General features: G+C 46.5%; 29 protein-coding genes, 4 tRNA genes, 1 rRNA gene and 1 pseudogene. All 35 read right to left on the bottom strand.

Annotated features, from left to right (window positions below; translation table 11 throughout):
- Positions 1-9: 9 nt before the first annotated feature.
- Positions 10-543 (bottom strand): 50S ribosomal protein L6, encoded by a 534-nt coding sequence (rplF, locus tag ICN30_RS03075; RefSeq protein WP_062307051.1) that lies wholly within the window; start codon positions 541-543, stop codon positions 10-12.
- A gap of 10 nt (positions 544-553) precedes the next feature.
- A complete protein-coding gene (gene rpsH, locus ICN30_RS03080; protein ID WP_015420245.1) occupies positions 554-949 on the bottom strand; it encodes a 30S ribosomal protein S8 in 396 nt (131 codons plus the stop codon).
- A 24-nt stretch (positions 950-973) separates the two neighbouring features.
- A complete protein-coding gene (gene rpsN / locus ICN30_RS03085) occupies positions 974-1279 on the bottom strand; it encodes a 30S ribosomal protein S14 (protein WP_015420244.1) in 306 nt (101 codons plus the stop codon).
- 9 nt (positions 1280-1288) lie between these two features.
- Entirely contained in the window at positions 1289-1831 is a 543-nt protein-coding gene (gene rplE, locus ICN30_RS03090) for a 50S ribosomal protein L5 (RefSeq protein ID WP_046329383.1), read from the bottom strand.
- A gap of 16 nt (positions 1832-1847) precedes the next feature.
- Positions 1848-2156 carry a 50S ribosomal protein L24 gene (gene rplX / locus ICN30_RS03095; protein WP_011901911.1) on the bottom strand — a complete coding sequence of 103 codons (309 nt, stop codon included), beginning with the start codon at positions 2154-2156 and terminating at the stop codon, positions 1848-1850.
- Between the two features lie 9 nt (positions 2157-2165).
- Positions 2166-2534 (bottom strand): 50S ribosomal protein L14, encoded by a 369-nt coding sequence (gene rplN, locus ICN30_RS03100; RefSeq protein ID WP_015420241.1) that lies wholly within the window; start codon positions 2532-2534, stop codon positions 2166-2168.
- 186 nt (positions 2535-2720) lie between these two features.
- Positions 2721-2990 carry a 30S ribosomal protein S17 gene (gene rpsQ, locus ICN30_RS03105; protein ID WP_076024550.1) on the bottom strand — a complete coding sequence of 90 codons (270 nt, stop codon included), beginning with the start codon at positions 2988-2990 and terminating at the stop codon, positions 2721-2723.
- Positions 2991-3002: 12 nt separating this feature from the next.
- Positions 3003-3197 (bottom strand): 50S ribosomal protein L29, encoded by a 195-nt coding sequence (gene rpmC / locus ICN30_RS03110; RefSeq protein ID WP_015420239.1) that lies wholly within the window; start codon positions 3195-3197, stop codon positions 3003-3005.
- A 14-nt stretch (positions 3198-3211) separates the two neighbouring features.
- On the bottom strand, positions 3212-3625 hold the full coding sequence (gene rplP, locus ICN30_RS03115; RefSeq protein WP_015420238.1) for a 50S ribosomal protein L16: 414 nt from the start codon (positions 3623-3625) through the stop codon (positions 3212-3214).
- A gap of 2 nt (positions 3626-3627) precedes the next feature.
- Positions 3628-4449 (bottom strand): 30S ribosomal protein S3, encoded by an 822-nt coding sequence (rpsC, locus tag ICN30_RS03120; protein WP_216273174.1) that lies wholly within the window; start codon positions 4447-4449, stop codon positions 3628-3630.
- A gap of 8 nt (positions 4450-4457) precedes the next feature.
- Positions 4458-4790 carry a 50S ribosomal protein L22 gene (gene rplV, locus ICN30_RS03125; protein WP_215300499.1) on the bottom strand — a complete coding sequence of 111 codons (333 nt, stop codon included), beginning with the start codon at positions 4788-4790 and terminating at the stop codon, positions 4458-4460.
- A gap of 7 nt (positions 4791-4797) precedes the next feature.
- Positions 4798-5076, bottom strand: coding sequence for a 30S ribosomal protein S19 (gene rpsS, locus ICN30_RS03130; protein ID WP_011901904.1), 279 nt, complete (start codon positions 5074-5076; stop codon positions 4798-4800).
- 19 nt (positions 5077-5095) lie between these two features.
- Positions 5096-5926: a 50S ribosomal protein L2 gene (gene rplB, locus ICN30_RS03135; protein WP_216178758.1), complete on the bottom strand. Its 831-nt coding sequence runs from the start codon at positions 5924-5926 to the stop codon at positions 5096-5098.
- 2 nt (positions 5927-5928) lie between these two features.
- Positions 5929-6243, bottom strand: coding sequence for a 50S ribosomal protein L23 (rplW, locus tag ICN30_RS03140; RefSeq protein ID WP_076024545.1), 315 nt, complete (start codon positions 6241-6243; stop codon positions 5929-5931).
- Entirely contained in the window at positions 6240-6860 is a 621-nt protein-coding gene (rplD, locus tag ICN30_RS03145; protein WP_015420233.1) for a 50S ribosomal protein L4, read from the bottom strand. Before rplD ends, rplW begins: the two co-directional genes overlap by 4 nt.
- Before the next feature lie 11 nt (positions 6861-6871).
- Positions 6872-7528: a 50S ribosomal protein L3 gene (rplC, locus tag ICN30_RS03150; RefSeq protein ID WP_046329376.1), complete on the bottom strand. Its 657-nt coding sequence runs from the start codon at positions 7526-7528 to the stop codon at positions 6872-6874.
- A gap of 197 nt (positions 7529-7725) precedes the next feature.
- Positions 7726-8037, bottom strand: a complete 312-nt coding sequence (rpsJ, locus tag ICN30_RS03155) for a 30S ribosomal protein S10 (RefSeq protein WP_011901899.1) — start codon at positions 8035-8037, stop codon at positions 7726-7728.
- Between the two features lie 110 nt (positions 8038-8147).
- Complete coding sequence (gene tuf, locus ICN30_RS03160; RefSeq protein WP_215302340.1) at positions 8148-9338, bottom strand: elongation factor Tu; 1191 nt, start codon at positions 9336-9338, stop codon at positions 8148-8150.
- Positions 9339-9388: 50 nt separating this feature from the next.
- Positions 9389-11491 carry an elongation factor G gene (fusA, locus tag ICN30_RS03165; protein ID WP_216273175.1) on the bottom strand — a complete coding sequence of 701 codons (2103 nt, stop codon included), beginning with the start codon at positions 11489-11491 and terminating at the stop codon, positions 9389-9391.
- A gap of 27 nt (positions 11492-11518) precedes the next feature.
- Positions 11519-11989: a 30S ribosomal protein S7 gene (gene rpsG / locus ICN30_RS03170; RefSeq protein ID WP_015420229.1), complete on the bottom strand. Its 471-nt coding sequence runs from the start codon at positions 11987-11989 to the stop codon at positions 11519-11521.
- A 150-nt stretch (positions 11990-12139) separates the two neighbouring features.
- Positions 12140-12520: a 30S ribosomal protein S12 gene (rpsL, locus tag ICN30_RS03175; protein ID WP_041484791.1), complete on the bottom strand. Its 381-nt coding sequence runs from the start codon at positions 12518-12520 to the stop codon at positions 12140-12142.
- 176 nt (positions 12521-12696) lie between these two features.
- On the bottom strand, positions 12697-16959 hold the full coding sequence (gene rpoC / locus ICN30_RS03180; RefSeq protein ID WP_216229551.1) for a DNA-directed RNA polymerase subunit beta': 4263 nt from the start codon (positions 16957-16959) through the stop codon (positions 12697-12699).
- A 1-nt stretch (position 16960) separates the two neighbouring features.
- Positions 16961-21061, bottom strand: coding sequence for a DNA-directed RNA polymerase subunit beta (rpoB, locus tag ICN30_RS03185; RefSeq protein ID WP_216273176.1), 4101 nt, complete (start codon positions 21059-21061; stop codon positions 16961-16963).
- A 226-nt stretch (positions 21062-21287) separates the two neighbouring features.
- Positions 21288-21662, bottom strand: coding sequence for a 50S ribosomal protein L7/L12 (gene rplL / locus ICN30_RS03190; RefSeq protein ID WP_114654227.1), 375 nt, complete (start codon positions 21660-21662; stop codon positions 21288-21290).
- 163 nt (positions 21663-21825) lie between these two features.
- Positions 21826-22344, bottom strand: a pseudogene (gene rplJ, locus ICN30_RS03195) (50S ribosomal protein L10); the annotation flags it as partial.
- A 235-nt stretch (positions 22345-22579) separates the two neighbouring features.
- A complete protein-coding gene (gene rplA / locus ICN30_RS03200) occupies positions 22580-23281 on the bottom strand; it encodes a 50S ribosomal protein L1 (protein WP_015420223.1) in 702 nt (233 codons plus the stop codon).
- A gap of 2 nt (positions 23282-23283) precedes the next feature.
- On the bottom strand, positions 23284-23715 hold the full coding sequence (rplK, locus tag ICN30_RS03205; protein WP_011901890.1) for a 50S ribosomal protein L11: 432 nt from the start codon (positions 23713-23715) through the stop codon (positions 23284-23286).
- 155 nt (positions 23716-23870) lie between these two features.
- Positions 23871-24443 (bottom strand): transcription termination/antitermination protein NusG, encoded by a 573-nt coding sequence (gene nusG / locus ICN30_RS03210; RefSeq protein WP_216273179.1) that lies wholly within the window; start codon positions 24441-24443, stop codon positions 23871-23873.
- Between the two features lie 7 nt (positions 24444-24450).
- Positions 24451-24828: a preprotein translocase subunit SecE gene (gene secE, locus ICN30_RS03215; RefSeq protein ID WP_216273180.1), complete on the bottom strand. Its 378-nt coding sequence runs from the start codon at positions 24826-24828 to the stop codon at positions 24451-24453.
- Between the two features lie 20 nt (positions 24829-24848).
- A tRNA-Trp gene (locus ICN30_RS03220) sits at positions 24849-24924 on the bottom strand.
- Between the two features lie 12 nt (positions 24925-24936).
- Complete coding sequence (gene tuf / locus ICN30_RS03225) at positions 24937-26127, bottom strand: elongation factor Tu (RefSeq protein WP_215302340.1); 1191 nt, start codon at positions 26125-26127, stop codon at positions 24937-24939.
- Between the two features lie 66 nt (positions 26128-26193).
- Positions 26194-26268: transfer RNA gene (locus ICN30_RS03230), tRNA-Thr, on the bottom strand.
- A gap of 21 nt (positions 26269-26289) precedes the next feature.
- Positions 26290-26363, bottom strand: a tRNA-Gly gene (locus tag ICN30_RS03235).
- A 5-nt stretch (positions 26364-26368) separates the two neighbouring features.
- Positions 26369-26453, bottom strand: a tRNA-Tyr gene (locus ICN30_RS03240).
- Between the two features lie 112 nt (positions 26454-26565).
- Positions 26566-26679 (bottom strand): 5S ribosomal RNA (gene rrf / locus ICN30_RS03245).
- Between the last annotated feature and the right edge of the window lie 95 nt (positions 26680-26774).

A 26774-nucleotide genomic window follows, 5' to 3' on the forward strand; every position in this document is an offset into this window, starting at 1 on the left:
TAATCTCGCTTACTTCTTCTTAGTTTCTTTCAGGTGTACAACCTCATCCACGTAGCGAACGCCCTTGCCTTTGTATGGCTCTGGTGAACGGTATGCGCGAACTTCAGCGGCAACCTGGCCAACTTGCTGCTTATTGGAACCTTTAATAATGATTTCAGTTTGAGTTGGAGTCTCAGCTTTTACACCCTTTGGCAGGTTGTAAATAATGTCGTGTGAGAAACCTAACTGCAACTTCAATGTTTCGCCTTGAGCAGCAGCACGGTAACCAACGCCTACCAAGCTGAGTTTGCGCTCAAAGCCAGTAGTTACGCCAACAACCATGTTGTTTACTAAAGCGCGGGCTGTACCAGACTGTGCACCAGCTTCTGGTGTGTCGTTATTTAAAACAACTGTCAATACGCCATCTTCTTGTTTCAAACCAACAGAAGGATGCAAGTTATGTGTCAAAGTTCCCAATGGGCCCTTAACAGTAATGTTTGCACCGTTAATGCTGATTTCAGCGCCCTTAGGGACTGGAATAGGTGATTTACCAACGCGGGACATATTTCTCTCCTTACGCGACGTAGCAAATAACTTCGCCACCAACGCCGTTTGCACGGGCTTTGCGGTCTGTCATTACGCCTTGTGGGGTTGAAATAATTGCAATGCCCAAGCCATTCATCACTTCAGGAATGTCGTGGCGGCCTTTGTAGATACGTAGACTTGGTGTAGAAACACGGTCAATACGCTCAATAACAGGGCGGCCTGCATAGTATTTGAGTTCAATGTGTAGCACTGGCTTAGCTGCTTCACCTTTGATTTCAAAACTATCGATATAACCTTCATCCTGCAAGACTTTTGCAATAGCTACTTTAACTTTTGACGACGGCATCAAGACTACGGGTTTCTGCACTGCTTGCGCATTGCGGATCCTTGTCAACATGTCGGCGATTGGATCGCTGATACTCATGAGTTCTCCTAATTCTTTCGCCGCTTACCAGCTGGCCTTGGTTAAACCGGGGATTTCGCCACGAAAGGCGATTTCACGAATCTTGCTACGCGCTAAACCAAACTTGCTGAATACACCGCGTGGACGACCGGTTAATGAACAACGATTTCTTTGACGAATCGGGCTTGCGTTACGTGGAAGTGCCTGTAGCTTCAAGCGAGCTTCATAGCGCTCTTCATCGCTGCGTGATTGATCAGCAATGATTGCCTTGAGTTCAGCACGCTTTACAGCGTACTTCTCTACAGTTTTAGCGCGCTTATTCTCGCGCTCAATTAGGGATAGTTTTGCCACGTTAGCCTCTTAATTGCGGAAAGGGAATTTGAACGCTGCTAACAAAGCTTTTGCTTCTTCGTCAGTCTTAGCGGTCGTCGTAATACTGATATTGAGACCACGGAGGGCATCAATTTTGTCGTATTCGATTTCAGGGAAAATGATTTGCTCTTTAACGCCGATGTTGTAGTTACCGCGGCCGTCAAATGCCTTACCGGAAATTCCGCGGAAGTCACGTACACGTGGCAAAGCAACAGTCACGAAACGATCTAAAAATTCGTACATGCGTGCACCACGCAATGTCACCATGGCGCCGATTGGGTAGCCTTGACGAATTTTGAAACCAGCAATCGCTTTTTTCGCTTTTGTCACAACTGGCTTTTGACCTGCTACTTTAGTCAAATCACCAACTGCATTTTCGATAATTTTCTTGTCGTTCACTGCATCGCCGAGGCCCATGTTTAGGGTTACCTTAGTGATACGTGGAACTTCCATTACTGACTTGTAACCAAACTTGGCGATCAAATCAGCAACAACTTTAGCTTGATAGTGTTCTTGAAAACGTGTGCTCATAATTTCTCCGTGCCCCTTATGCGCTTAAAGTTGCGCCAGTGGTTTTGAGGAAACGTTGCTTTTTACCGTCCACGAGTTTGATACCAACACGTGATGGTTTGCCGTTACCGTCAACCACAGCCACATTAGAAATGTGAACAGGCATCGTCTTGTCAATCATGCCGCCAGTAACACCGGCTGCTGGATTTGGCTTAACGCTCTTTTTGTAAATATTTACGCCTTCGATTACTAATTTGTTCTCGAGAACGGCTGTAACTGTTCCTTGCTTGCCCTTATCGCGGCCAGTCAACAGAACTACTGAATCACCTTTACGAATCTTTTTCATATCAGCCTCTTAAATAACTTCGGGGGCGAGAGAAACGATCTTCATGAACTTCTCAGTACGCAATTCGCGCGTAACTGGTCCAAAGATACGTGTGCCGATTGGCTCTAACTTAGCGTTGAGCAATACCGCAGCGTTTCCATCGAACTTAATCAATGAGCCGTCTGGACGGCGTACACCCTTAGCAGTTCTCACTACTACGGCGTTATAAATGTCACCTTTTTTTACACGGCCACGTGGAGCAGCGGACTTTACAGTCACTTTAATGACATCACCGATACTGGCGTAACGACGCTTAGAGCCGCCCAATACCTTGATGCACAAAACTTCACTGGCGCCTGTGTTATCGGCGACCTGTAATCTACTTTCGGTCTGAATCATTTTTTAATCCCCAACTTGTTAGCCAAAGGCAAACAGTCTTGGTTCCGTCTATGGGCTTTAACGAAAGTTAAAACCCGGAATTAATGAAAAAACACTGCTTCTCCCAATAAAACCAGAGAAGCCTTCTATCATACTACGCAAAACAGGGATTTGGCAAGAAAGTTCGCCAAAATCCCTAATATTTCTTTAGATACCTTTGGATTCCTGAACTAAACGGGTTACAACCCAAGATTTAGTGCGTGAAATTGGCTTAGATTCAGCAATTTCAACGGTATCACCCATCTTGTATTGGCCAGCTTCGTCATGAGCATGGTATTTTTTGGACTGTCCAACATATTTGCCATAAAGCGCATGTTTTACTTGGCGCTCAACTAGCACAGTCACAGTTTTTTGCATTTTGTCGCTAACGACACGACCCACAAGGGTGCGGCGCAAGGGTTTAGATAATTCTGTCATATCCCTTTTTCCTTATTTCTGTGCAGTTTTTTGAGTAATAAAAGTCTTCACGCGAGCAATTTCACGCTTAGTTTTACCCAATTGGCTGGTATTTGTGAGTTGCTGAGTACCCTTTTGCATACGGAGCTTGAAGCTAGTCTTCAAGAGCTCTGTTAATTCTGCATTCAAGGCAACCAGATCTTTGGATGCTAATTCTGTCTTTTTCATAATCTCTATCCCGATCAACCTAAGTGGCGAATCACGAAAGTGGTTTGCAATGGCAATTTAGCAGCAGCAAGCTTGAAAGCCTCGCGCGCCAAACCTTCATCCACACCATCCATCTCGTACAAAATCTTGCCTGGTTGAATTTCTGCTACGTAGTACTCTGGATTACCTTTACCGTTACCCATACGTACTTCAGCTGGCTTTTGTGAAATTGGCTTGTCTGGGAAAATACGAATCCAGATACGACCACCACGCTTAATGTGACGTGTCATTGCGCGACGTGCAGATTCAATCTGACGTGCAGTCAAACGACCACGGCCAATAGCTTTCAATCCAAAGTCACCAAAGGCTACTGAACTACCGCGTGTTGCCACGCCAGTGTTACGTCCCTTTTGTTCCTTGCGATACTTACGACGCTTTGGTTGTAGCATGCTTACTCTCCTGACTTCTGCGCTTCAGCACTTGCGGCTTCAACGGCTTTCGGTGCACGCTTTACTGCTGGCTTAGCAGCAACTAATGGCTTGCTGTCAGCTGCTGGTTTGCGTGCGGTTGTTTTAGCTGGTGCGCGACGTGGCTTTTTCTCTTCAGCTGCTGGCTCTGCTGTTACTGCTACAGCATCAGCACCGCGACCTAATGTATCGCCCTTGTATACCCAAACTTTTACACCGATGATGCCGTATGTTGTTTCCGCTTCTGAAGTTGCGTAATCAATATCAGCCTTCAATGTATGAAGTGGAACACGACCTTCACGGTACCATTCGCGACGAGCAATTTCCGCACCGTTCAAACGACCAGAAGACATGATCTTGATTCCTTGTGCACCAAGGCGCATTGCATTTTGCATTGCACGCTTCATTGCACGACGGAACATGATGCGCTTCTCTAACTGTTGAGTAATAGAGTCAGCGATCAATTGAGCATCAACTTCAGGCTTACGAATTTCTTCGATATTCACATGGACTGGAACGCCCATACGCTTCTGGAGTTCACGACGGAGAACTTCAATATCTTCACCTTTTTTACCGATCACAACACCTGGGCGTGAGCTGTAAATTGTGATGCGTGCGTTCTTTGCAGGACGCTCAATAATCACTTTACTTACTGATGCATTCTTCAACTTCTTCTTGAGATAGATGCGGACATCTACGTCCTCTTTGAGCATCTTCGCAAAATCAGTATTGTTTGCATACCACTTTGATGTCCAGTTCTTCGTTACCGAGAGTCGGAATCCGGTTGGGTTTATCTTTTGTCCCATATCTTCCCTTAGTTACTCAAGGTCACGGTGATGTGACATGTTTGTTTTTCGATTTGATTACCGCGACCCTTAGCACGTGCTGTGAAGCGCTTCAAGGAAGTACCCTTATCAACAATAATTGTTGAAACCTTGAGCTCATCAATATCAGCACCCTTATTGTGTTCAGCGTTGGCCATTGCGGACTCAACAACTTTCTTCACAATGAAGGCAGCTTTCTTGGGGCTGAAATTCAAAATGTTCATAGCGCGAGCAATTGGCAAACCACGGATTTGGTCAGCGACCAAACGTGTCTTTTGCGCAGAAATGCGGGCGCCCTTGTGAATAGCTTTAACTTCCATCATCATCCCCTTACTTCTTCGTTACTTTCTTGTCAGCAGCGTGACCTTTGAAAGTACGGGTCAAGGCAAATTCGCCTAACTTATGACCCACCATGTTTTCTGATACATATACCGGAACGTGTTGACGACCGTTATGTACAGCAATCGTCAGACCAATAAAGTCTGGGAGGATTGTTGAACGGCGTGACCAAGTTTTGATCGGCTTTTTGTCTTTGTTGGCTTGTGCAACTTCAACTTTTTTTACTAAGCTGGCGTCGCAAAATGGGCCTTTTTTAGCTGAACGTGTCATATCTATTTATCCTTATCGCTTAACGTTTTTGACGACGTTGAACGATCATCGAAGTTGTACGCTTATTGCGACGTGTACGATAACCTTTGGTTGGTGTGCCCCATGGGGAGACAGGTACACGGCCTTCGCCAGTTCTACCTTCACCACCACCGTGTGGGTGATCTACTGGGTTCATTGCCACACCGCGAACGGTTGGGCGAATACCACGCCAGCGATTTGCACCAGCTTTACCGATAACGCGCAAGCTATGCTCTTCATTACCAACTTCACCAATAGTGGCACGGCAATCGATCAAAATACGACGTACTTCACCAGAGCGCAAGCGCACCTGAGCGTATACACCTTCACGAGCCAATAACACTGCAGAGCCGCCAGCAGAACGTGCGATTTGAGCACCTTTGCCTGGCAACATTTCTACACAGTGAATCGTGCTACCAACTGGAATGTTGCGAATTGGCAAGTTGTTACCAGACTTGATTGGGGCTTCAGAGCCACTCATCAACGCCTGACCAACAGTCATGCCTTTTGCAGCAAGAATATAGCGACGCTCACCATCAGCAAACACGATCAATGCAATATTTGCACTGCGGTTTGGATCGTATTCCAAGCGTTCAACTTTTGCTGGAATACCATCTTTGTCGTTGCGTTTGAAATCAACAACACGATAGTGATGCTTATGACCACCACCTTTATGACGGGTAGTGATGTGACCGTTGTTGTTACGGCCCGCTTTTTGAAACTGTGGCTCGAGCAATGGTGCAAAAGGTTTACCTTTATGGAGGTCAGGATTGACCACCTTGACCATTGAGCGACGACCTGGTGAGGTCGGTTTTGTCTTCATCAAAGGCATGATTAATTCGCCTCCGCTTCAAAGTTAATTTCTTGACCTGGCTTCAAGCTAACGTAGGCCTTCTTAGTGTGGTCACGACGACCTTCAAAACGGCCATAGCGCTTTGGCTTACCTTTTTGATTCACGATTTGAACAGAGTCAACTTGCACTTTGAAGAGCAACTCAACCGCTTGTTTCACATCGCTCTTATTAGCATCACGTGTAACTTGGAATACTACTTGTTCGTTTTTCTCTGCAACCATAGTTGCTTTTTCAGAGATAACCGGTCCAAGCAGAACCTTCATCAAGCTGTGATCGTTTTTACGGACTTGGCTCATTTCAGCAACTCCTCAATTTTTGCGATCGCTGCTTTGCTTACCAATACTTTTTTGTATTGAACTAAAGCTAATGGATCAGCGTGCTGTGGCTCACATACAGCAACCTTATGCAAGTTGCGTGATGCCAAGTACAAATTCTCGCTAACCTGATCAACGATGATCAAGACTGAATCCAAGCCCATTGCTTTAACTTTGTCAGCTAAAACTTTAGTCTTTGGAGCATCAAGATTAAATTGGTCAACAACATTCAAACGACCTTCGCGTGCTAACTGAGACAAAATTGATCTCATACCAGCGCGGTACATTTTCTTGTTTACTTTTTGGCTGAAATTTTCTTCAGGTGAATTCGGGAATATACGACCACCTCCACGCCACAGCGGGGAAGAGCTCATACCAGCACGTGCACGACCAGTACCTTTTTGACGCCAAGGTTTTTTGGTTGTGTGCTTAACTTGCTCACGGTCTTTTTGTGCACGGTTACCGCTACGTGCATTTGCTTGGTAAGCCACAACAACTTGGTGTACCAATGCTTCGTTATATTCGCGCTCGAATACTTCTGGTGAGGCTTGAACGCCTGCGCCCAAAGTTCCGTTATCTTGGAGAAGCTTAAGTTCCATATTCGCTCTCCTTATTTCTTCTTCAACGGTGTCTTCACCGCTGGAGTAACAATAACTTTACCGCCTGGGGCACCTGGAATAGCGCCTTTAACCATGATGAGATTACGTTCTGCATCAATGCGTGCGATGACTAAATTTTGTACAGTGCGTGTTTCGTCACCAAGGTGGCCTGTCATGCGCTTACCTGGGAAAACACGACCTGGATCTTGCGCCATACCGATAGAACCTGGCACGTTATGTGAACGTGAGTTACCGTGTGACGCGCGACCTGAAGCGAAGTGATGGCGCTTGATAGTACCGGCATAGCCTTTACCAATCGTTACACCTTGTACGTCCACTTTTTGGCCAGCAGCAAATGCAGTGTCAGCAGGAATTACTTGTCCTGGTGTCATTTCTGCGATTTTTGCTGCATCTAAATGAAATTCGTTGAGACCGTTACCAGCCATCACACCCGCTTTAGCGAAGTGACCTGCCATTGCTTTGGTAACGCGAGTAGCTCTACGTGTGCCATGTGCCAACTGGATAGCATCATAGCCATCAGTTGCCTGGGTCTTGATTTGAGCGATTCTGTTGTCGCTCACGTCAATTACGGTGACAGGAATTGCTTCCCCTTCGTCCGTAAATAGACGGGTCATGCCGATCTTGCGACCGATTAAGCCTAAGCTCATATTCATGCTCCACGCCGACTTCGATTGGTCGGCAAAATTAATTTAAGTGATTTACAAGTAAAAGTACTTCTAAATCAATAACTTACAACGTTTTTAATGCTGATAAAACCTTAAAATCCGCCCAAATAATTGAGCGAAGCCTTAGATTCTATCCCGAAAGGTCAGTCTTGGCAAGCGCTAAGACTGGAAATACTGAATTACTGCAACTTAATTTCGACGTCCACACCTGCTGGGAGGTCTAATTTCATCAAGGCATCTACTGTTTTCTCTGTAGGATCAACGATATCCATCAAACGCAGATGGGTACGAATCTCTAACTGGTCACGTGATGTCTTGTTAACGTGTGGTGAACGCAGAATGTCAAAGCGCTCGATACGTGTTGGCAAGGGTACTGGACCCTTAACAACTGCACCAGTACGCTTAGCTGTATCAACGATTTCAGCTGCAGACTGGTCGATCAAACGGTAATCAAATGCTTTAAGACGAATACGAATTTTTTGGTTTTGCATATTAATTCCAAAGAGCGTTGCGGTGCTGCCGCGTTATATTTCTAAAGAGCTCGGTGACATCAGCAGCACTGATGTCACCGGTTAGCAAACCGCTAAATAATTTACTGCTATTAAGCCAAAATCTTTGCAACCACGCCGGCGCCAACAGTACGGCCACCTTCACGGATCGCAAAACGTAAACCTTCTTCCATCGCGATAGGAGCGATGAGTTTTACGGTAATCGTGACGTTATCACCAGGCATAACCATTTCTTTGTCTTTTGGCAACTCGATTGAACCAGTTACGTCCGTTGTACGGAAGTAAAACTGTGGACGATAGTTGTTAAAGAATGGAGTATGACGACCACCTTCATCTTTACCCAAGATGTAAACCTCGGCTGTAAAGTGAGTATGTGGGGTGATTGAACCTGGCTTAGCCAATACTTGGCCGCGCTCAACTTCTTCACGTTTTGTACCGCGTAACAAGATACCAACGTTATCGCCTGCTTGACCTTGGTCGAGCAATTTGCGGAACATTTCAACACCAGTACAAGTTGTCTTGAGTGTTGGCTTGATACCAATGATTTCAATCTCTTCACCAACTTTAACGATACCGCGCTCGATACGGCCTGTAACAACAGTACCGCGACCGGAGATAGAGAACACGTCCTCTACTGGCATCAAGAACGCACCGTCAACAGCACGCTCTGGAGTTGGGATGTAGGAGTCAAGTGCTTCGGCCAACTTCATGATGGCTTCTTTACCCAATGGGCCTTCGTCGCCTTCAAGAGCTAACTTAGCAGAACCTTGAACGATTGGTGTGTCATCGCCTGGGAAGTCGTACTTAGATAGAAGCTCACGAACTTCCATTTCTACGAGTTCTAACAACTCAGCGTCATCAACCATGTCGCACTTGTTCAAAAATACGATGATGTATGGAACACCAACTTGGCGTGCCAAGAGGATGTGCTCACGAGTTTGTGGCATTGGGCCGTCAGCTGCTGAGCAAACCAAAATAGCGCCGTCCATCTGAGCAGCACCAGTAATCATGTTCTTAACGTAGTCAGCATGTCCTGGGCAATCAACGTGAGCGTAGTGACGATTAGCAGTCTCGTACTCAACGTGTGCTGTATTAATAGTAATACCGCGTGCTTTTTCTTCTGGAGCAGCATCGATCTGATCGTATGCTTTAGCTTCGCCACCGAATGCTTTTGAAAGCACAGTTGCAATAGCTGCTGTCAATGTGGTTTTACCATGGTCAACGTGACCGATTGTGCCAACGTTTACGTGCGGTTTTGTCCGCTCAAACTTTTCTTTTGCCATTTTTTTGTCTGCCTTCTTAGCTAGTCAATATTCAAAATAATGTGGATAAATTACTTCGCTTTAGCAGCCATAACTGCTTCAGCAACGTTCTTAGGTGCTTCGGAATAATGCTTAAATTCCATGGTGTAGGTAGCGCGACCTTGGGTCAACGAGCGCAAGCCAGTTGAGTACCCAAACATCTCTGCCAATGGCACTTCAGCGCGAACGATCTTACCGCCCCCTGGAATGTCATCCATACCTTGCAAAATACCGCGACGTGATGAGAGGTCACCCATTACGTTACCCATGAAATCTTCTGGTGTTTCAACTTCAACAGCCATCATTGGCTCAAGCAATACTGGTGATGCTTTGCGCATACCGTCTTTGAATGCCATCGAGCCCGCCATCTTAAATGCGTTTTCGTTGGAGTCAACGTCATGGTATGAACCGAAGAACAATGTTGCTTTGATATCTACGACTGGATAGCCAGCCAAAATACCGGAGTTCAATGTTTCGATAATTCCTTTTTCTACCGCAGGAATGTATTCACGTGGAACAACACCGCCTTTAATAGCATCAACGAATTCAAAACCTTTACCTGGGGCTTGTGGCTCTAACTTCAATACCACGTGACCATACTGACCACGACCACCAGACTGCTTAACGAATTTACCTTCAATCTCTTCGCAAACCTTGCGAATTGTTTCGCGATAAGCAACTTGTGGCTTACCAACAGTTGCCTCAACACCAAACTCACGACGCATACGATCAACCAAAATTTCCAAATGGAGCTCGCCCATTCCAGAAATAATAGTTTGGCCAGATTCTTCGTCTGTCTTTACGCGGAAAGAAGGATCTTCTTGTGCCAAGCGATTCAAAGCAAGACCCATTTTTTCTTGGTCAGCTTTTGTCTTTGGCTCTACAGCTTGAGAGATCACTGGCTCTGGGAATACCATGCGCTCCAAAATAACAATGCTATCTGGATCACACAATGTTTCGCCTGTCGTTGCGTCTTTTAGACCAACTGCAGCTGCGATATCGCCAGCGAATACTTCTTTGATTTCTTCACGTTCGTTTGCATGCATTTGCAACAAACGACCAACACGCTCTTTTTTGCCCTTGATTGGGTTGTAGATTGTGTCGCCAGATTTCATTACACCTGAGTAAACACGGAAGAAGATGAGCTGGCCAACGAATGGGTCAGTCATGATCTTAAATGCCAACGCTGAGAACTTTGCACTATCAGAAGCTTCACGTGTTGTCGGTGTGCCATCTTCCAATTCACATGGAACTGGTGGAACGTCTAATGGTGAAGGCAACAATTCAACAACCGCATCCAACATCGCCTGAACGCCTTTGTTTTTGAAAGCTGTTCCGCACAGCATTGGAACGATTTCATTAGCGATAGTACGTTGACGCAATGCTGCCTTGATTTCTTCCTCGGTCAAGCCTTCGCCGCCGAGATACTTTTCCATCAACTCTTCTGAACTCTCTGCAGCAGCTTCGAGCATTTTCTCGCGCCACTCTTCAGCAGAAGCTTGCAATTCAGCAGGGATATCTTCGTATGTAAATTTAGTGCCTTGTGAAGCCTCATCCCAATAGATGGCCTTCATCTTCACCAAGTCCACAACACCTTTGAAGTTTTCTTCAGCGCCGATTGGAATCTGGATCAAGATAGGATTTGCTTTAAGACGCATCTTCATTTGGTCGTAGACCTTGAAGAAGTTAGCACCAGTACGGTCCATCTTGTTTACGAATGCTAAACGTGGAACTTGGTACTTGTTAGCTTGACGCCAAACAGTTTCAGATTGTGGCTGTACACCACCGACTGCACAGTAAACCATGCAAGCGCCATCCAAAACGCGCATTGAACGCTCAACTTCAATAGTGAAGTCTACGTGTCCTGGGGTATCAATAATGTTGATACGGTGCTCTGGGAAATTACCAGCCATACCCTTCCAGAACGTTGTAGTAGCAGCAGAAGTAATCGTGATACCACGCTCTTGCTCTTGCTCCATCCAGTCCATGGTTGCAGCGCCATCATGTACTTCACCAATTTTGTGATTAACACCGGTGTAGAACAAAACGCGTTCTGTTGTTGTTGTCTTACCTGCGTCAATATGCGCAGAAATACCGATATTGCGGTATTTGTCGATAGGGGTTTTACGTGCCACTGTTGGTACCTTTTCTTTACTGTGCGATTAGAAGCGGAAATGTGAGAAAGCTTTGTTAGCTTCTGCCATACGGTGAACTTCTTCACGCTTCTTCATTGCTCCGCCGCGACCTTCTGCAGCTTCTAATAATTCGTTGGCCAAACGTTGAGCCATAGATTTTTCACCGCGCTTTTTAGCGGCTTCGCGCACCCAGCGCATTGCCAAAGCAGAACGGCGTGATGGGCGAACTTCAACAGGAACCTGGTAGTTAGCGCCACCAACACGACGGCTCTTCACCTCAACCATTGGCTTAACGTTGCCCATAGCTGTTGAGAAAACTTCGAGTGGTTCTTTATTTGCTTTTTTCTCGATGTGATCAAAGGCACCGTAAACGATACGCTCTGCAACCGATTTCTTGCCGTCCAACATGAGGACGTTCATGAATTTTGCTACTTCTACATTGCCGAATTTTGGATCAGGCAAGATTTCCCGTTTGGGAACTTCACGACGACGTGGCATAACTACTCCTTCAGTTCAGTTAGGGGTGGCCCACATGGATCACCCGCTCCGGCCGTCCTACTATCCAAAGAAATCTCTAGACGGAACGGCCACTTACTTGTCTTTAAAGTCTGACAAACGAAGACTTACTGCAAATACTTTAAGTTGCTATTAAGCAGCTTTCTTAGCGCGCTTAGCACCGTACTTGGAACGTGACTGCTTACGGTCTTTAACACCTTGCAAGTCAAGTGAGCCACGAACGATGTGGTAACGAACACCTGGTAAATCCTTTACACGACCACCGCGGATCAATACTACTGAGTGTTCCTGGAGGTTATGGCCTTCACCACCAATGTATGAAATGACTTCAAAACCATTAGTTAAGCGAACTTTAGCTACTTTACGTAGCGCAGAGTTAGGCTTCTTAGGAGTGGTTGTGTACACACGTGTACATACACCACGGCGCTGCGGGCTGTTTTGCAGCGCAGGGCTCTTGCTTTTAACGGTCAGCCGTGTTCTTGGCTTACGTAATAATTGATTAATTGTTGGCATAAAATAGCTCGGTTAGTACTTCTTTGTTGCTTTCTTCAAGAAAATCAATGACTTAGAGAAATCCTAGGTCAAAACGACCCTCTTCTGAATCAGTAGAACTCAGCATTCTAGCCTGGCCAGCCCTTTCCGTCAACCTCGAGGGAAAAAACTGGCCATTTCTGGCCAGGAATACCAAATTAGCTTGGATCAGCCTCCCCAGCAGGAGCAATCACTTCAGCCTCTATTTCTACAGGCATATCAGCCATTGCATCCTCTTCGGCGGCAATCATTTGAGCGCGATCACGCTCGAATTGCTCTCTGACCTTGCGTGCACGGCGGTAAGACAAGCCGGTACCAGCAGGGATCAAGCGACCAATAATGACGTTTTCCTTGAGGCCACGGAGTGTATCGGTCTTGCCCATAATTGCAGCTTCGGTCAATACACGGGTGGTTTCTTGGAAAGAAGCCGCTGAAATGAAGCTGTCTGTCGACAAGGATGCCTTAGTAATACCAAGCAACACATTCTCGAACTGAGCTGGGCGCTTACCTTGTGCAATCACAGCATCGTTTGCGTCATATAACTTAGAACGCTCAACTTGCTCACCAGTGATGTAGGCAGTATCGCCACCATCAGTAATTTGCACACGACGCAACATTTGACGCACGATTACTTCAATGTGCTTGTCATTAATCTTCACGCCTTGCAAACGGTAAACGTCTTGAACTTCGTCCACGATGTAGATCGCCAACTCTTCAATACCTCTGAGTGTCAAGATGTCATGCGGATCGGCAGGGCCTTCCACAATCATCTCGCCCTTATTCACAACTTGGCCGTCATGAACGAGAACTTGTTTCTCTTTAGGAATCAAGAATTCATTAGCTTCGCCATCCATATCAGTAATAACTAAACGTTGCTTGCCTTTGGTTTCTTTACCGAAGGAAACAGTTCCAGTTACTTTAGCTAATACAGCAGCATCTTTTGGTGAACGTGCTTCGAACAATTCAGCAACGCGTGGCAAACCACCGGTAATGTCGCGAGTCTTCTGTGATTCGATTGGAATACGTGCCAATACTTCACCAACTTCAACTTTTTGACCATCTTTAACGGTGATCAAAGCGCCAACTTGCAAACCGATGTTTACTGGGTGATCTGTACCCGCAATCATCACTTCGCCGCCCTTGTCATCAACTAAGTTGATCATTGGACGAACGCCTTTGCTAGCAGCACTACGACGCTTACCGTCAATCACCACCAAAGTGGAGAGGCCGGTTACTTCGTCAACCTGCTTAGCTACAGTAACGCCTTCTTCAACGTTGTCGAAGCGAGCAATACCAGCGTACTCAGAAATGATTGGACGTGTTAACGGATCCCAAGTTGCCAAGCTTGCGCCAGACTTCACTGCTGCGTCTTCTTTCACCAAGAGAGTCGCACCGTATGGCACTTTATGACGCTCACGCTCACGGCCGTTATCATCAACGATCAAGACTTCGCCAGAACGTGAAATCACGATCTGCTCGCCCTTGGCATTCTTCACAACACGCATCGTGCCGGAGAACTTCAAAGCACCGTTAGACTTCGCTTCGATGTTGCTTGCAACCAATGCACGTGATGCCGCGCCACCAATGTGGAAGGTACGCATAGTCAACTGTGTGCCTGGCTCACCAATGGACTGAGCAGCGATAACACCAACCGCCTCACCAACGTTGACCAAACCACCGCGACCTAAATCACGTCCGTAGCACTTCGCGCACAAGCCAAAGCGAGTTAAGCATGACAACACTGTACGAACTTTAACCTCGTCGATACCCAAGGCAACGATTTGATCAACGTGATCTTCATCGAGCAATGTGTCGTTAGGAACGATCACCTCTTGTGTATCTGGATGAACGATGTCACCGATACATACACGACCCAAAATACGATCGCGCAATGCTTCGATAATTTCGCCACCCTCTACGAGGGCTTTCATTGTTACGCCGGAAGTTGCGCCGCAATCATCTTCGATTACAACGAGGTCTTGAGTTACGTCGCACAAACGACGTGTCAAGTAACCTGAGTTCGCTGTCTTCAATGCTGTATCGGCCAAACCTTTACGAGCACCGTGTGTTGAGATGAAGTACTGCAACACGTTCAAACCTTCACGGAAGTTCGCTGTAATTGGGGTTTCAATGATGGAGCCATCAGGCTTCGCCATCAAACCACGCATACCGGCCAACTGACGAATCTGCGCTGCAGATCCACGCGCACCAGAATCCGCCATCATGTAGATAGAGTTAAAGGATTCTTGACGCACAGTTTTACTGTTGCGGTCGAGTACGTCAACGTGTGACAACTCATCCATCATCGCTTTACCAACTTGGTCGCCAGCTGCACCCCAAATATCAACCACGTTGTTATAACGCTCTTGATTGGTTACGAGGCCTGACATGAACTGCTTGTCATACTCTTTAACCTTGTTGGTTGCTTCAGTGATGATGCGCTCTTTAGAGGTTGGAATCAGCATATCGTCGATTGCAACCGAGATACCAGCATTTGTTGCCAAGCGGAAACCAGACTGCAAGAGTCGGTCAGCAAAAATAACTGTTTCACGGAGGCCGCACTTACGGAATGAAGTGTTAATCAGACGTGAGATTTCTTTTTTCTTCAGAGGCTTATTGATTTCCTCAAAAGTCATGCCCTTAGGCAAGATTTCTGACAAGATTGCACGGCCAACTGAAGTTTGATAGATCTTAGTCTTTTCAGCAAAACGGGCGTCGCCCTCTGCTTTCTTGTCCACGATCTCAAACTCAGTAATACGCACCGCAACGCGTGAGGCCAATTCAACCTGGCCAGCTTCGTGTGCACGAATTACTTCAGCGATATTAGCGAAGACCATGCCTTCGCCTTTACCGTTAATCTTGTCACGAGTAGCGTAGTACAGACCCAACACCACGTCCTGTGAAGGAACGATAGATGGTTCGCCGTTAGCTGGGAACAATACGTTGTTCGAAGCCAACATCAATGTACGTGCTTCCATTTGCGCTTCGAGCGACAAAGGAACGTGAACCGCCATTTGGTCACCGTCAAAGTCGGCGTTAAATGCCGCGCAGACTAATGGGTGCAATTGGATTGCTTTACCTTCAATCAGCATTGGCTCGAAAGCCTGAATACCAAGACGGTGCAATGTAGGCGCACGGTTCAACATGATTGGATGTTCACGAATCACTTCTTCGAGAATGTCCCAAACGATTGGAGTCTGACTTTCAACTTCTTTCTTCGCAGCCTTAATAGTGGTTGCAATTCCCAAAGTCTCGAGCTTGTTGAAAATAAATGGCTTGAACAATTCCAAAGCCATCAATTTTGGCAAGCCGCACTGATGTAATTTCAACGTCGGGCCAACCACGATGACTGAACGACCAGAGTAGTCAACACGTTTACCCAACAAGTTTTGACGGAAACGACCGCTCTTACCTTTAATCATCTCAGCCAAGGACTTGAGAGGACGCTTGTTAGCGCCAGTCATGGCCTTACCGCGACGACCGTTGTCGAGCAATGAATCAACCGCTTCTTGCAACATACGTTTTTCGTTGCGAACGATGATCTCTGGTGCGCGCAACTCTAACAAACGCTTGAGACGGTTGTTACGGTTAATCACGCGACGATAGAGGTCGTTCAAATCAGAGGTAGCAAAGCGACCGCCATCCAACGGCACCAATGGGCGCAATTCAGGTGGCAATACTGGCAATACTTCCATGATCATCCAGTCAGGCTTAATGCCTGAAGTCTGGAACGCTTCGAGCACTTTTAAGCGCTTAGCGTATTTCTTGATCTTGGCATCGCTACCAGTAGCTTTCAAGTCAGCACGAATAGTCTCAACTTCGCGATCGATATCAATCGAACGCAAGAGATCACGAATACCTTCAGCGCCCATGATGGCAGTAAACGCACCGTCACCATACTCTTCAGTCTTGGCAATGTACTCGTCTTCAGACATGATCTGACCGCGCTTCATTGCGCCTTCAGGAGTCATGCCAGGATCTACAACTACATATGCTTCAAAGTAAAGAACGCGCTCGATATCACGCAATGTCATATCGAGAACCATACCCAAACGGGACGGCAATGACTTCAAGAACCAGATGTGCGCTACAGGGGCTGCCAACTCAATGTGGCCCATGCGCTCACGACGTACCTTAGCAAGCGTAACTTCAACGCCACACTTCTCACAGATAACGCCACGGAACTTTAAACGCTTGTACTTACCGCATAAGCACTCGTAGTCTTTGGTTGGTCCAAAAATCTTGGCGCAGAACAAACCATCACGCTCGGGCTTAAAAGTCCGGTAGTTGATAGTTTCTGGTTTGCGTACTTCACCAAAAGACCATGAGCGAATTTTCTCAGGGGATGCAAGACCAATCTTGATGACATCAAACTGCTCATCACCCTGCGTTTGCTTAAATAAATCGAGCAATGCTTTCATATCAGTTGCGCTCCATGTCAATGTCAATACCCAACGAGCGGATTTCTTTTACCAACACGTTGAAGGATTCGGGCATGCCAGCATCAATTGTGTGCTCGCCCTTGACGATGTTTTCGTAAACCTTGGTACGGCCTGCGACGTCATCGGACTTCACTGTCAGCATTTCCTGCAAGACATATGACGCACCGTATGCTTCGAGGGCCCAAACTTCCATCTCACCAAAGCGCTGACCACCAAACTGAGCTTTACCGCCCAGTGGCTGTTGCGTTACTAACGAGTAAGGTCCGGTTGAACGTGCGTGCATCTTGTCGTCGACCAAATGGTGGAGTTTCAAGACGTGCATTACACCAACAGTTACAGGACGCTCAAACTGATCGCCAGTACGGCCGTCGCACAAAATCATTTGCTGACGTGAAGGCGTCATCTTCAAAGAAGCAGCAACTTCTTCTGGATATGCCAACTCGAGCATGCGTCCGATTTCAGCTTCGGTTGCACCGTCAAACACTGGAGTAGCGAATGGCAATCCTTGGCGTAAATTCTCAGCCAAAACTGTGATCTGCTCATCAGTGAAGTTATCGATATCTTCGATACGACCGGTTTCGTTGTAAAGCTGCTTCATGAACTTACGGAGTTCAGCTTGTTTAGCTTGTTGACGAACCATCTCATCAATGCGCTTACCAATACCTTGAGCCGCCCAACCTAAATGGGTTTCCAAGATCTGACCTACGTTCATACGGGAAGGAACGCCCAATGGGTTCAAGACGATATCAACGGGGCGTCCGTCAGCCATAAATGGCATGTCTTCTGCTGGGGCGATTTTAGAAACCACACCCTTGTTACCGTGACGACCGGCCATCTTGTCACCAGGCTGCAAGCGACGCTTCACAGCTAGGTAGACCTTAACCATCTTCGTTACGCCAGCCTGCAAATCATCGCCTTGGGTAAGCTTGGTGCGCTTCTCTTCGAAGGCCTCATCAAACTGCTTACGCTTCGCTTCGATAGACGATTTGATTGCCTCAACTTGTGTAGCAACTTCATCATCCGCTGGACGAACATCGAACCAATGATATTTATCTAAGCTGGCAAGGTATTCCTTGTCGATCTTAGTGCCTTTAGCTAATTTCTGAGGACCACCATTGGCAACCTTGCCAATCAACAGTTTTTCTAAACGCATGAAGGCATCGCCTTCAACAATACGCAGCTGGTCGTTTAAGTCCAAACGATAACGTTGTAATTCTTCTTGAATAATGGCTTGTGCGCGTGCATCGCGCTCAATGCCTTCACGGGTGAAGACTTGAACGTCAATAACGGTACCGATCATTCCAGATGGAACGCGCAAAGAAGTATCTTTAACGTCAGATGCTTTTTCACCGAAGATCGCACGTAGCAATTTCTCTTCTGGAGTGAGAGTGGTCTCGCCCTTTGGAGTTACCTTACCGACTAAAACGTCGCCAGCTTCTACTTCAGCACCGATGTAAACAATACCGCTCTCATCCAAACGGGAGAGTTGTGACTCAGCCAAGTTGGAAATATCGCGTGTAATTTCTTCTGAGCCCAACTTGGTATCACGCGCAACAACCGACAACTCCTCAATATGAATAGAGGTGTAACGGTCTTCGGCAACCACCTTCTCGGAGATCAAGATTGAATCTTCGAAGTTGTAACCGTTCCATGGCATAAATGCCACGGTCATGTTTTGACCCAAAGCCAATTCACCTAAATCGGTAGAAGCACCATCAGCAACTACGTCGCCACGCACTACGCGATCACCAGCCTGAACGATTGGACGTTGGTTGATATTGGTATTTTGATTTGAACGGGTGTACTTGATGAGGTTATAAATATCCACACCAACTTCACCAGCCGCAGTCTCATCATCGTTCACACGAATCACGATACGATTTGCATCAACGTAATCAACAATACCGCCACGGGAAGCCAAAATAACCGTACCGGAGTCAACCGCAACAATACGCTCTAAACCAGTTCCAACCAATGGCTTATCAGGACGCAAGCAAGGAACCGCTTGACGTGACATATTCGCACCCATCAACGCACGGTTCGCATCATCGTGCTCCAAGAACGGAACGAGCGACGCGGCAGCAGAAACAATTTGACTTGGAGCAACGTCGATGAAATCAATGCGCTCTGGGCTTACCATGATGGTTTCGCCAGCTTGACGCGCTGAAACCAATTCGTCGGCCAACTTACCAGTTTTGTCGATTGTTGCGTTAGCCTGAGCAATGATGTACTTTGCCTCTTCAATAGCGGAGAGATAAATTACTTCATCGCTCACTTTGCTATTAGCAACTTTACGATATGGCGTTTCTAAGAAACCATGTTCATTCAAGCGCGCAAATAACGCGAGTGAGTTGATCAGACCAATGTTTGGTCCTTCTGGAGTTTCAATTGGGCAAACACGACCGTAGTGGGTTGGATGCACGTCACGCACTTCGAAACCTGCGCGCTCACGTGTCAAACCACCAGGTCCCAATGCAGAAATACGACGCTTGTGCGTGATCTCTGACAATGGGTTTGTTTGGTCCATAAACTGGGACAACTGTGAAGAACCGAAGAATTCACGAATCGCTGAAGAGATTGGCTTGCTGTTAATCAAATCATGCGGCATGAGGTTTTCTGTTTCGGCTTGGCCGAGACGTTCTTTAACCGCACGCTCAACACGTGATAAACCTGCACGGAATTGATTCTCTGCCAACTCACCTACGCAACGTACACGACGATTACCTAAGTGATCGATGTCATCGACTTCGCCTTTGCCGTTACGCAAGTCAACGAGTGACTTAATGGTGTCGAGGATATCTTCATCCGACAAAACCATTTTGCCTTCCATCTCTGAACGACCGAGACGGCTATTTACTTTCATACGACCAACGCGGGATAAATCGTAGCTATCTTCGTTGTAGAACAAGCGCTGGAACAAAGCTTCAACAGCATCTTCTGTTGGAGGCTCACCAGGACGCATCATGCGATAGATGGCAATACGAGCAGCCATTTGATCGGCAGTTTCATCAGTACGCAATGTCTGTGAAATGAACGCACCAGAATCTAAATCATTGGTGTAAATGGTTTCCAATTGCTTGATGCCTGCATCGCGCAATGTAGCCAACAACTCCTCAGTGATTTCATCATTAGCGTACGCCAAGATTTCACCAGAGTCTGGATCAATGATGTTGCGTGCAACTACGCGACCAACTAAATAGTCATCTGGAACAACGATGTTTTTAGTCTTAGCGGCTTCGAGTTCACGAATATGTTTTGCATTGATACGCTTGTCTTTTTGAATGACAACAACGCCATTCTTATCAAGCACATCAAAACTAGCTAACTGACCACGCAAACGCTCTGGCACAAATTCCATAGAGGCGCCATTTGCGCTCAATGAGAAATGATCAAAGTTAAAGAAGTTTGCAAGGATCTGTTCGTTGTTTAAACCAATTGCTTTGAGCAAAATGGTGACAGGCATCTTGCGACGACGGTCAACGCGGAAATAGAGAATATCTTTTGGATCAAACTCGAAATCGAGCCATGAACCACGGTAAGGAATGATGCGTGCTGAGAACAGCAACTTACCTGAGCTGTGTGTCTTGCCCTTATCGTGTTCAAAGAACACGCCTGGGGAACGGTGCAACTGAGAAACGATCACGCGCTCAGTACCGTTGATCACAAAAGAGCCGTTATCAGTCATGAGTGGAATTTCACCCATGTAGACTTCGCTCTCTTTTACCTCTTTAACCTTAGTAGGCGCTTCGCGATCATAAATAATCAAGCGAACTTTTGCACGTAAGGCTGAGTGGTATGTGTAACCACGCTGTTGACATTCTTTAACGTCAAACGGTGGCTGTGACAACTGGTATGACACGTATTCCATACGTGCGTAGCCATTGTTGGACACAATTGGGAATGCTGATGTAAAGGCAGCTTGAAGTCCCTCTGTAAGACGAGACATTGCTGGCTTTTCAGCCTGTAAAAATTTAGCGTAGGATTCCAGCTGCGTTGCGATCAGGTATGGAACCTGATGATTATTTACTCGCTTAGCAAAGCTTTTACGGACTCGCTTGCGTTCGGTGAAGCTGTAGTTCATTTCATCTCCGAATTCAGCGACTGTACAAAGATTTGGCGATTGGCCACTACCAATCACTGGCGGACAACACTAAATCGAAAGATCCAGTGTCCGACCAAACTTGCATTCTGCAGTCGTATCAGAAGGCAAACCCGATTTCAATCAGAAATGAAATCGGGTTTGACCACTAATGGTCAAACCCAACAGGGCTAGCACCCCTTTTTGAGGGGCACTAACTGAGTTTGTATTACTTGAGTTCTGCTTTAGCGCCAGCTTCTTCAAGCTTCTTCTTAGCTTCTTCAGCTGTCTTCTTATCAACAGCTTCTTTGATTGGCTTTGGTGCGCCATCAACTAAGTCTTTAGCTTCTTTCAAGCCAAGGCCAGTGATTTCGCGAACAGCCTTAATTACTGAAACTTTGTTTGCACCAGCCTCGAGCAAGTTAACAGTGAATTCTGTTTGCTCTTCACCAGCAGCAGCTGCGCCACCGCCAGCAGGACCAGCAACAGCCATCGCTGCAGCTGAAACGCCAAACTTCTCTTCGAACGCCTTAACCAAGTCGTTCAAATCCATTACGGACATGCTGCCTACTGCATCAATGATTTCTTCTTTGGTAATCGCCATTTTTAGCTCCTAATACTTAATAGTTAATCTGCGCTTATTCAGCGGCAGGGGTTTGCGGTGCTTCTGTTCCAGCTTCTGGGGCTGCGGCTGCAGGCTCAGCACTTGCTTCTGGAGCGGCGGCTTCAGCAACTACTGCTGGTGCTGCTGCCACTTCAGTAACTTCTGCTACAGGTGCTGCAACTGGAGCAGGTGCTCCGGCTGATTTTTGCGCTGCTACTGCGCCCAATACGCGAGCCATCGCAGATACTGGTGCCAACATCACACCTAACAACTGAGATAACAACTCGTCGCGGCTTGGAATTGTTGCAAGAGCTTTAACGCCCGCAACATCTAACAACTTGCCGTTATATAAGCCAGCAGTAATGACTAGCTTGTCTTGAGTCTTAGCAAAGTTCTGCAATACTTTTGCCGAAGCAATCGGATCAGCAGAGATGCCGTAGATCAAGGGGCCAACCATCGAATCAGCAAGAGGCTCAAACTGTGTGCCTTGTGCAGCACGGCGTGCCAATGTGTTCTTCAAAACGCGAAGATATACACCTTGGTCACGTGCGCTAGCACGTAGCTTTGTCAACTGCTCTACTGGAATACCGCGGTATTCAGCGAGCACGACTGTTTGAGCTCCAGCCAATTGAGCGCCGACATCAGCAACAATCGCTTTTTTGTCTTGTACATTCAAAGGCACGGTTTAACTCCTAAAAAACCAACTGTTCCCAGTTGGGGTTACACACCAGCGTCTGATCATTTGTCACAAGAGAATCTTGTGAAATCTTTTCAGGGTCGCCATCTGCGCTGGCTATTACTTTCGTAACGATTAAGAATTAGTTCTGAGTAAGCAAATAATTCACCAACGGTCTTTGATGTTCGACTCTCACTCAAAGAGTAGGAGTCGACCCAAAGTTCTTTTTGCTACAGGCTAATTACTGAGCAGCCTGTATCGATGCTTGGTCTACACGTACGCCAGCACCCATGGTGCTGCTTACGGCAACCTTCTTTAAATAAACACCCTTAGATGCAGGTGGCTTAGCTTTATTCAAAGCCTCAAGCAATGCGAGCAAGTTTGATTTCAATGCAGCTGGCTCGAATGAACGACGGCCAATGCTTGCATGCACGATACCGGCTTTGTCCACACGGAATTGCACTTGACCTGCTTTTGCATTCTTAACTGCAGTAGCAACGTCAGGAGTAACAGTTCCAACTTTTGGATTCGGCATCAAACCACGTGGGCCCAATACTTGACCTAAAGTACCAACAATCTTCATTGTGTCTGGAGATGCGATCAAGATATCGAAATCGATTTTGCCACCTTTAATTTGGTCAGCAAGGTCTTCCATGCCAACGATCTCAGCACCAGCAGCTTTAGCTTGTTCAGCTTTTTCGCCTTGTGCAAATACCGCTACACGAACATGCTTACCTGTACCAGCTGGGAGCACAACTGCGCCACGCACAACTTGGTCAGATTTCTTAGCATCAATACCCAACTGAACTGCCACGTCGATAGACTCATCAAACTTTGCAGTTGCACACTCTTTAACGAGGTTCAATGCATCTTCTAATGCATAAAACTTATTGCGATCTACTTTAGATTCGATTGCTTTTAAACGCTTAGATAACTTAGTCATGATTAGAGACCTTCCACTGTGATGCCCATTGAGCGGGCGCTACCAGCGATTGTTCTTACAGCAGCATCCATATCAGCAGCTGTCAAATCTGGCATTTTTGCTTTAGCAATTTCTTCTGCTTGAGCACGTGTAATTTTTCCTACCTTATCGGTATGCGGACGTGGTGATCCTTTTTCGATCTTTGCAGCCTTCTTAATCATGATGGTTGCTGGAGGAGTCTTCATGATGAAAGTGAAGCTCTTATCAGCAAACGCTGTAATCACGACTGGAATTGGAAGGCCAGGTTCCATGCTCTGAGTTTGAGCATTAAACGCCTTACAGAATTCCATAATATTGAGGCCGCGTTGACCCAATGCTGGACCTACGGGAGGTGATGGATTTGCTTTACCTGCAGGGATCTGCAGCTTGATAAAGCCAATGATCTTCTTTGCCATTGATTGCTCCTAAAAGCGCGCCTAACCTCATTAGGAAAGACCGCTGTTGAGTAAACGCTTCACTAGTTTTTGGCTTTCTAGATCCGCTCCTCGGTTATTGCTAACCACTTAAAACTACTACTTTTTGCTACAAAACCCCCTTAAATTGGGTGTTTTTACATCTTTTCTACCTGGCCGAACTCCAGCTCAACTGGGGTACCGCGGCCAAAAATTGTAACAGAAACGCGCAATCTTGACTTCTCATAATTGACTTCCTCAATATTTCCGTTGAAGTCAACAAATGGGCCTTCTTTAACGCGCACAATCTCACCAACCTCAAATAAGGTCTTAGGCTTCGGCTTATCAACCCCAGCCTGCATTTGATCCATGATTTTGGATACTTCTGCTGTTGAAATCGGGCTTGGGCGGTTACGAACGCCACCAACGAATCCAGTCACTTTTGGTGTGTTTTTCACCAAATGCCAGCTCTCATCGGTCATTTCCATCTCAATCAGGACATATCCTGGGAAGAAACGACGCTCAGATACAGATTTGGCGCCAGACTTGATTTCTACAACCTCTTCGGAGGGAACCAAGATGCGGCCAAATTTTTCTGGCATTCCAGAGCGTGCAATACGCTCTTCCAAGCCTCTTTTAACGCTTTTCTCCATGCCTGAATACGCATGAATAACGTACCAGCGCATATTGCCAGTAGCTTGTGGATTTGAGGCCAATTCAGAATCAATCATTTTTTACTCACTTCCAGCCTAGGAAGACTGAAAAAACTAGCCATTCAATTAATTTGTCTGCAATCCATAAAAAGAGGGACATGATCAGAACAAAGCCAAATACGACTAGAGTCATTTGAGTCGTCTCTTTACGAGTCGGCCAAACAACCTTTTTTACTTCATACCAAGAATCTTTTGCGTAGGCGATAAAACGACGCCCATCAGGTGAAAGAGCCACAATCAAAACTGCAGCAGCAATGCCGCCAAACAAAACAGCTAAACGGATCAATAAAGATTGATCTGCCAGCGTGTAGTAAAGAACTAACGCTGCAACGACGATTAAAGCAGCGAGTCCGGAGACCCAGCTGCTCTTTTCTTCAGAGTGACCTGCTGTATGTTGAGACATATTACTTTCAGTTCAAATCGTGGCAGGGGCGGAGGGCATCGAACCCCCAACCTTTGGTTTTGGAGACCAACGCTCTGCCAATTGAGCTACACCCCTTTATTAAAACTATTAAGCCAAAATCTTTGCAACCACGCCGGCGCCAACAGTACGGCCACCTTCACGGATCGCAAAACGTAAACCTTCTTCCATCGCGATAGGAGCGATGAGTTTTACGGTAATCGTGACGTTATCACCAGGCATAACCATTTCTTTGTCTTTTGGCAACTCGATTGAACCAGTTACGTCCGTTGTACGGAAGTAAAACTGTGGACGATAGTTGTTAAAGAATGGAGTATGACGACCACCTTCATCTTTACCCAAGATGTAAACCTCGGCTGTAAAGTGAGTATGTGGGGTGATTGAACCTGGCTTAGCCAATACTTGGCCGCGCTCAACTTCTTCACGTTTTGTACCGCGTAACAAGATACCAACGTTATCGCCTGCTTGACCTTGGTCGAGCAATTTGCGGAACATTTCAACACCAGTACAAGTTGTCTTGAGTGTTGGCTTGATACCAATGATTTCAATCTCTTCACCAACTTTAACGATACCGCGCTCGATACGGCCTGTAACAACAGTACCGCGACCGGAGATAGAGAACACGTCCTCTACTGGCATCAAGAACGCACCGTCAACAGCACGCTCTGGAGTTGGGATGTAGGAGTCAAGTGCTTCGGCCAACTTCATGATGGCTTCTTTACCCAATGGGCCTTCGTCGCCTTCAAGAGCTAACTTAGCAGAACCTTGAACGATTGGTGTGTCATCGCCTGGGAAGTCGTACTTAGATAGAAGCTCACGAACTTCCATTTCTACGAGTTCTAACAACTCAGCGTCATCAACCATGTCGCACTTGTTCAAAAATACGATGATGTATGGAACACCAACTTGGCGTGCCAAGAGGATGTGCTCACGAGTTTGTGGCATTGGGCCGTCAGCTGCTGAGCAAACCAAAATAGCGCCGTCCATCTGAGCAGCACCAGTAATCATGTTCTTAACGTAGTCAGCATGTCCTGGGCAATCAACGTGAGCGTAGTGACGATTAGCAGTCTCGTACTCAACGTGTGCTGTATTAATAGTAATACCGCGTGCTTTTTCTTCTGGAGCAGCATCGATCTGATCGTATGCTTTAGCTTCGCCACCGAATGCTTTTGAAAGCACAGTTGCAATAGCTGCTGTCAATGTGGTTTTACCATGGTCAACGTGACCGATTGTGCCAACGTTTACGTGCGGTTTTGTCCGCTCAAACTTTTCTTTTGCCATTTTTTTGTCTGCCTTTAGTTAACTCTTAAACCAACACACGAAATTAAAATTCTTACTACTAAGCCATGGTGCCCATGGGCAGGATCGAACTGCCGACCTCTCCCTTACCAAGGGAGTGCTCTACCACTGAGCCACATGGGCAAATACAAATACTGTTAATACTGGAGCGGGATAAGAGAATCGAACTCTTGACCGAAGATTGGAAATCTGCTGTTTTACCATTAAACTAATCCCGCACATCTGGTGGAGGGGGTAGGATTCGAACCTACGTAGGCATAGCCAACAGATTTACAGTCTGCCTCCTTTAGCCGCTCGGACACCCCTCCGCGAACCCAATATTCTGACTCCAAATGGAGTTTCTGTCAATCTCTAAAACCTCAAAACGCTTTGCACAAGTAAAAACGCCCAGACCTAAGAGGGTCTGGGCGTCGCATTGGTGCCCGGCAGTTACCTACTTTCACACGGGTAATCCGCACTATCATCGGCGTAAAGTCGTTTCACTGTCCTGTTCGGGATGGGAAGGAGTGGTTCCAACTTGCTATGGTCACCGGGCGTAGAGGGTCGAGTTGCTGATAATTCATCAACAACTCTATTTGAGTAAGCATGTAATTAAGGATGCAGATTAAATCTGGCAAACATCCAACACA

This window comes from Polynucleobacter sp. 31A-FELB (genome assembly GCF_018882405.1).
Taxonomy (GTDB): domain Bacteria; phylum Pseudomonadota; class Gammaproteobacteria; order Burkholderiales; family Burkholderiaceae; genus Polynucleobacter.

Bases quoted from the DNA above. Each gene is read 5' to 3' on its own strand.
- rplF (WP_062307051.1), bottom strand. From the start codon at position 543: ATGTCCCGCGTTGGTAAATCACCTATTCCAGTCCCTAAGGGCGCTGAA.
- rpsH (WP_015420245.1), bottom strand. From the start codon at position 949: ATGAGTATCAGCGATCCAATCGCCGACATGTTGACAAGGATCCGCAAT.
- rplE (WP_046329383.1), bottom strand. From the start codon at position 1,831: ATGAGCACACGTTTTCAAGAACACTATCAAGCTAAAGTTGTTGCTGAT.
- rplX (WP_011901911.1), bottom strand. From the start codon at position 2,156: ATGAAAAAGATTCGTAAAGGTGATTCAGTAGTTCTGTTGACTGGCCGC.
- rplN (WP_015420241.1), bottom strand. From the start codon at position 2,534: ATGATTCAGACCGAAAGTAGATTACAGGTCGCCGATAACACAGGCGCC.
- rpsQ (WP_076024550.1), bottom strand. From the start codon at position 2,990: ATGACAGAATTATCTAAACCCTTGCGCCGCACCCTTGTGGGTCGTGTC.
- rpmC (WP_015420239.1), bottom strand. From the start codon at position 3,197: ATGAAAAAGACAGAATTAGCATCCAAAGATCTGGTTGCCTTGAATGCA.
- rplP (WP_015420238.1), bottom strand. From the start codon at position 3,625: ATGCTACAACCAAAGCGTCGTAAGTATCGCAAGGAACAAAAGGGACGT.
- rpsC (WP_216273174.1), bottom strand. From the start codon at position 4,449: ATGGGACAAAAGATAAACCCAACCGGATTCCGACTCTCGGTAACGAAG.
- rplV (WP_215300499.1), bottom strand. From the start codon at position 4,790: ATGATGGAAGTTAAAGCTATTCACAAGGGCGCCCGCATTTCTGCGCAA.
- rpsS (WP_011901904.1), bottom strand. From the start codon at position 5,076: ATGACACGTTCAGCTAAAAAAGGCCCATTTTGCGACGCCAGCTTAGTA.
- rplB (WP_216178758.1), bottom strand. From the start codon at position 5,926: ATGCCTTTGATGAAGACAAAACCGACCTCACCAGGTCGTCGCTCAATG.
- rplW (WP_076024545.1), bottom strand. From the start codon at position 6,243: ATGAGCCAAGTCCGTAAAAACGATCACAGCTTGATGAAGGTTCTGCTT.
- rplD (WP_015420233.1), bottom strand. From the start codon at position 6,860: ATGGAACTTAAGCTTCTCCAAGATAACGGAACTTTGGGCGCAGGCGTT.
- rplC (WP_046329376.1), bottom strand. From the start codon at position 7,528: ATGAGCTTAGGCTTAATCGGTCGCAAGATCGGCATGACCCGTCTATTT.
- rpsJ (WP_011901899.1), bottom strand. From the start codon at position 8,037: ATGCAAAACCAAAAAATTCGTATTCGTCTTAAAGCATTTGATTACCGT.
- tuf (WP_215302340.1), bottom strand. From the start codon at position 9,338: ATGGCAAAAGAAAAGTTTGAGCGGACAAAACCGCACGTAAACGTTGGC.
- rpsG (WP_015420229.1), bottom strand. From the start codon at position 11,989: ATGCCACGTCGTCGTGAAGTTCCCAAACGGGAAATCTTGCCTGATCCA.
- rpsL (WP_041484791.1), bottom strand. From the start codon at position 12,520: ATGCCAACAATTAATCAATTATTACGTAAGCCAAGAACACGGCTGACC.
- rpoC (WP_216229551.1), bottom strand. From the start codon at position 16,959: ATGAAAGCATTGCTCGATTTATTTAAGCAAACGCAGGGTGATGAGCAG.
- rpoB (WP_216273176.1), bottom strand. From the start codon at position 21,061: ATGAACTACAGCTTCACCGAACGCAAGCGAGTCCGTAAAAGCTTTGCT.
- rplL (WP_114654227.1), bottom strand. From the start codon at position 21,662: ATGGCGATTACCAAAGAAGAAATCATTGATGCAGTAGGCAGCATGTCC.
- rplA (WP_015420223.1), bottom strand. From the start codon at position 23,281: ATGACTAAGTTATCTAAGCGTTTAAAAGCAATCGAATCTAAAGTAGAT.
- rplK (WP_011901890.1), bottom strand. From the start codon at position 23,715: ATGGCAAAGAAGATCATTGGCTTTATCAAGCTGCAGATCCCTGCAGGT.
- nusG (WP_216273179.1), bottom strand. From the start codon at position 24,443: ATGATTGATTCTGAATTGGCCTCAAATCCACAAGCTACTGGCAATATG.
- secE (WP_216273180.1), bottom strand. From the start codon at position 24,828: ATGTCTCAACATACAGCAGGTCACTCTGAAGAAAAGAGCAGCTGGGTC.
- tuf (WP_215302340.1), bottom strand. From the start codon at position 26,127: ATGGCAAAAGAAAAGTTTGAGCGGACAAAACCGCACGTAAACGTTGGC.